The sequence below is a fragment of the Paraburkholderia sp. BCC1885 genome (assembly GCF_900996235.1).
Taxonomy (GTDB): Bacteria; Pseudomonadota; Gammaproteobacteria; order Burkholderiales; family Burkholderiaceae; genus Paraburkholderia.
The window spans coordinates 1-430 of record NZ_CAAJGM010000179.1; the positions used below are offsets into that span (position 1 = coordinate 1).

Here is a 430-nt window from a genome sequence, read left to right on the forward strand (position 1 = left end):
CGCTGCCCTCCAAGACCGATATCTTCGTCGAGCCTTTGCTGCGGGCGCGGATCGACGGCAGTCCGCTTGCCATCTATGGCAAGACCAAGCCGTTTGCCGCGTCGCGCGAGTCGGAAGTGTCGCTGCGCTTCGACGGGCTCGATGTGCCGCGACTCATGTCCTACGCGCCGACCAGGCTGCCGGTGATCGTGCAGTCGGGCAAGCTTTCCACGGATCTCAAGCTCAACTTCGTCATCTCGAACGACGCGCCTTCGTTGCGCGTGGCAGGCACCGTCGATCTGAACGACGTGGACGTGCGGGATCAGGGCAAGGCACCGTTCTTCGCGGCGCGCGCAGTCCACGTGGCCGCAGCGACGCTGGAGCCGCTGAAGAGCCTCTATCACTTCGACGAGATCCGCATCGACGCGCCGAGCGCCAGTCTCACGCGCGA

The 430-nt window shown here is 65.1% G+C and carries 1 protein-coding gene; it reads left to right on the forward strand.

Translation table 11 applies throughout. From position 1 onward, the window contains the following. On the forward strand, window positions 1–430 hold a 430-nt coding region (locus FQ755_RS16705), incomplete at both ends, for a DUF748 domain-containing protein (protein ID WP_144155965.1).